The sequence below is a fragment of the Pedobacter sp. genome, assembly GCF_045628745.1.
In the GTDB taxonomy this organism is placed as follows: Bacteria; Bacteroidota; Bacteroidia; order Sphingobacteriales; family Sphingobacteriaceae; genus Pedobacter.
The window spans coordinates 1-3,872 of sequence record NZ_JAZQPU010000462.1 but is presented as its reverse complement, the minus strand read 5'-3'; the positions used below and the strand labels follow the sequence as shown (position 1 = coordinate 3,872).

Here is a 3,872-nt window from a genome sequence, read left to right as displayed (position 1 = left end):
ATCCTGATAAGTAAGCTTTACATTTGTTTCCATGCCCCTGCTGTCCATGTGGCCGGGCGAATTGATGAACATAAAGCTGTCTGCCTGCTGCTCCATCATTAAAGGATTATTCAGGAAAGTATAGAAAAAGAGGTGGTTAATGCTAAAGGCAACCTGGTCGTTGAATAAGGCGGTGCGGTAATTGATATCCCAGTTTAAGCCATAGCTTCTTTCCAGCTTATTGGTAGCAGCAGAAATGGGGAGCACGTTTTGGTATTGGATCCGTTCACTATCCTCCGTAAAAAGGGTAGGGGTTTTATAACCCAGGCCTCCGCCAATTCTGGAATTCCACTTCTCACTCAACTTAAATAAGGCAGAAACCCTTGGCAATAAAGCGAAACCATAGTCGGCCACATAATCACCCCTTAAACCTGCTTCCAGTTCAAGCCATTCAGCAGCATGAATATTGTTTTGTATAAATGCCCCAAAGGTGGTTTGGTTATAGTTTCTCAAAGGTACCGCTGTTTGCTCATTTTCCTTGAACTGGTCTGTCCACAAGTTTAACCCGGCAACCCATTCTGTGTGCTTATTATTGGTAGAAAAGCTAGCCTCAGAAAAAGTACCATATTGACTTCCATCAAAAAGATAACCTGGTATCGATATTTTCCGGTTAAAATAACTTAAGCTGTTGCGGATGTTAATTTCTGAATGTTCGCCTATTTTGCGATTGAACGAGAATTGGCTGGATACACGGTCAGAGTTATTACGCTCAAAAAAGCTATGGGTAGCATCACCATTACCTTTTATATATTGAAGGTCGCCACCTGTGCGATCTTCTGTACTGCTATTGATGCCGAAGTTTAAGGAAGTTTTATCATTTAAATAAAGGAAGAATTTTGGATTAAAGGTGTATCTTGTAAACTGAGGGATGGCGGTAAAATCTACATCTCCTGGGGCGTAAGCATTGTTACTGTTTCGGGCAGCATAAACGGTTAAGCCCACTTTTCCATAACGCTCACCGTAAAAGCCGTTGAGGTCTAAGCCTCCGCCAGAAGTGCCATTGAGGTGCAGCCTGAGTTCGCGTTCATCTTTCGGTGTTTTACTGATCAGGTTAACCAGGCCTGCAATGGCACCACCACCATAAAGTGTAGAAGAAGAACCTTTAATCACTTCCACCTGCTTTAAATCTAAAGGGGGCGTTTGCAGTAAGCCTAGTCCGCTTGCCGCCCCTGAATAAAGGGGGAAACCATCTTTTAAAATCTGCGTATAGCGACCATCGAGTCCCTGAATACGGATGGAAGCATTAGCACTGGTGGCAGAAGTTTGTTGGGTTTGTATGCCGGTACTTTCCGTCAGCACCATGCGGATATCACCAGGTTTCATGTTCCCTTTTTCGTCAAGTTCCTCACCGGCAATGACTTCAATACGGGTAGGGATGTTGGCTATAGTCCGGCTGCTGCGGGTTGAAGAAACAACTACCTCATCCAGTTCATTATCGGCCGCCAGTTCTAATAAAACAAGTAAGGGCGTTGTATTGGCAAGAGGGAAAGTCAGGCTGTTGGTTTTTGTAGCATAGCCCACATAACGGTATTCAAAGGTATGGGTGCCATTGGAGATAGTAGTAAACGTAACCTGGCCGTTTGCATCACTCGATGCAGAAAGGTTGAGGTCAGTTATCATTACGGTTGCACCTAAAAGGGGCTCCTTAGATTTTGCATCTTTTAAAATGATGGTTAGGTTGTTTTGTGCAAAAGCAGCTGCATAAAAGGCCATTGCAACAAAAAGTAACAAGTATCTTTTCATTAAATAGGTATTAGCCCATTAAAGGGCATGGAGGAAAGAATAATTAGAATATTAAAAAGATGTTAAGCAAATTTAGGGGGTTGCCATACAGAAGGGCTCATCTGTGTTGGAACGCGGGAATCACTCCTTGAAAAAATGCGCTGCATGGGTTGAAAGCTATGCAGAGCAGGCAATTCCTGTGGAAGTACCGTGGATATTGGGCAATGTGCACAATGGCAAAAAGGGCTGCAAACTTCGATGTGGTTTTTGCTATTCATGGCATCATTATCCTCACAGAGGTCAAGCCCCGTTAGGAAAATCATGATGGTCATGAAAATAGCAAATGCTTTCATAGGGGTAAATATAGCAATCATCTTTCTAAATATGCCATACAATGCACTGCTGCTATTTTTAAAGGAATAGCTATATTGGGCCATCACTTAGAAAAACATTCTTTACACTCAGAATTCCCTTCATTGAAAACATATAAACAACGATTGCTGCAAGTAAAACAAGCTCAGGATTTACAAGAATTATTGCCTGCTTTATGGAATTACATTTCCTTTCCCATTAGGTTACCTAACAGGCCTCATCAAAAAGACCTGTTGGAGCAAGCAGTTCATTTCAGCATGCAGGCTCCAGACCCTTATTTCGCAAAAGGGGAATTGACTTTTAACGGTTATATCTGGGGAAACGGAAAAAAGAAAATTTACCTTAGTCACGGCTGGAGTAGTAAAGCGACAGATTTTACTGAAATCATTACTGCTTTAATAGCATTGGATGATGTGCAGGTTATTGCTTTCGATGCCTTAGGCAATGGAAGTTCTGAAGGTGAACTGAGCAACCTGATGTTATATGTTAAGCCGCTGGAAGCCATCATCAATACCTATGGCATGCCTGATATCCTGATCGGCCATTCTTTAGGTGTCATGGCAAATATTGTTGCCCTCAAAGAATTTCAAACGCAGCCAGCACTTTTAATCAGTATTACCCCCGTTGTAGAACTGAAACAAAACTTTACAGGTATGATGAACCATGCCGAAGTATCGCCAGAAAACCAGGCGATCTGGTTTAATGCTTTTCATGAATTCTATAAATTTCCGGTCAGCTATTTCGACATCAAATCACTTTATTCGCCGCAGGCAGCTATAAAACACATCGTTTTTTATGATCAGGATGATGAATTATTGCCTTATGTACAGCTGGCAGAATTCCTGCAGCAACAGCCAGAAATTATAACCAAAGAATTTAACGGTGCAGGGCATTATAAGATTTTGAAGGAGCAAGCGTTAATTGAGGCTATTAAAGAAGTTATTTTTGAAGGTTAATGTTTTTATTTATCTTCATAATGTCCGTAAGCCGAGAGTACCAATACGGTTACTCTTTCCTCTATAATTTGATAGATTAATCGATGCTTTTAGTTGATCCTTCTTGAATATAAGCCAGAAAGGTTGTGTTTTTTTATTTGGGGTTTACCAGTTCCAGTCCGCGGGTGAGCTATAAGCTCATCCAAAAGTTGCACTAATTTCTGGTAAGCTTGTTTTTCAGATTTCTTTAATTTGGATATATCTTCTTTTGCATTTTCGGTGAAGTCCAAATGCCAGCTCATAAAGAATCAAGAAATTGTTTTAGTTCTTCTTTACCTTTTACAGTTGTAACTTTGCCTTCTTTAGCTTGTTGGATAGATAGTTCGATTCTGGCAAGCATTTCAGGGGTGAAATATAAATCATCTTTCGATATTGGCGTAATAGCATAGGCTTTATTTTTACCTCTTTGCACTATAATTTGTTCGCCATTATCTGCACGATCCATGTACTCTGCTTGTTTTTCTCTAAATTCCCTGCTGCTAATAATTAACATCATTTAAATATTAAGTGTACCAATGTGGTACAAATATAACAAATAGAACTTTAATAAAACACTTTACCTATACCCCTTGTCATTATAAGAGCACTTCACTCTAATTTTAAATTTTACCTTTATACCATGATGTCAGAACCTAATCATTTAATAAAAGCATCCTCACCATATTTATTACAGCACGCCTATAACCCGGTAAACTGGTATGAATGGGGCGAAGAAGCTTTACAAAAAGCAAAGACAGAAAATAA

At 40.2% G+C, this 3,872-nt stretch carries 6 protein-coding genes; 2 read left to right on the top strand and 4 right to left on the bottom strand.

Annotated elements, in window-relative coordinates; genetic code table 11:
- Both ACR2F7_RS16625 and ACR2F7_RS16620 read right to left on the bottom strand, forming a co-directional pair.
- Positions 1-1,782, bottom strand: a 1,782-nt coding sequence (locus tag ACR2F7_RS16625; RefSeq protein WP_432714661.1) for a TonB-dependent receptor, incomplete at its 3' end; no start/stop codon positions are given.
- A 62-nt stretch (positions 1,783-1,844) separates the two neighbouring features.
- On the bottom strand, positions 1,845-2,198 hold the full coding sequence (locus tag ACR2F7_RS16620; protein ID WP_432714660.1) for a hypothetical protein: 354 nt from the start codon (positions 2,196-2,198) through the stop codon (positions 1,845-1,847).
- 39 nt (positions 2,199-2,237) lie between these two features.
- Between ACR2F7_RS16620 and ACR2F7_RS16615 the strand changes: the two genes are divergently transcribed.
- A complete protein-coding gene (locus ACR2F7_RS16615) occupies positions 2,238-3,089 on the top strand; it encodes an alpha/beta fold hydrolase (RefSeq protein WP_432714659.1) in 852 nt (283 codons plus the stop codon).
- A gap of 89 nt (positions 3,090-3,178) precedes the next feature.
- Here ACR2F7_RS16615 and ACR2F7_RS16610 read toward each other — a convergent pair whose 3' ends face one another.
- Both ACR2F7_RS16610 and ACR2F7_RS16605 read right to left on the bottom strand, forming a co-directional pair.
- Entirely contained in the window at positions 3,179-3,370 is a 192-nt protein-coding gene (locus ACR2F7_RS16610) for a type II toxin-antitoxin system YoeB family toxin (RefSeq protein WP_432714658.1), read from the bottom strand.
- On the bottom strand, positions 3,367-3,624 hold the full coding sequence (locus ACR2F7_RS16605) for a type II toxin-antitoxin system prevent-host-death family antitoxin (protein ID WP_432714657.1): 258 nt from the start codon (positions 3,622-3,624) through the stop codon (positions 3,367-3,369). Before ACR2F7_RS16605 ends, ACR2F7_RS16610 begins: the two co-directional genes overlap by 4 nt.
- 123 nt (positions 3,625-3,747) lie before the next feature.
- Between ACR2F7_RS16605 and ACR2F7_RS16600 the strand changes: the two genes are divergently transcribed.
- The coding region (locus ACR2F7_RS16600) for a DUF255 domain-containing protein (RefSeq protein ID WP_432714662.1) at positions 3,748-3,872 on the top strand (125 nt) is incomplete at its 3' end.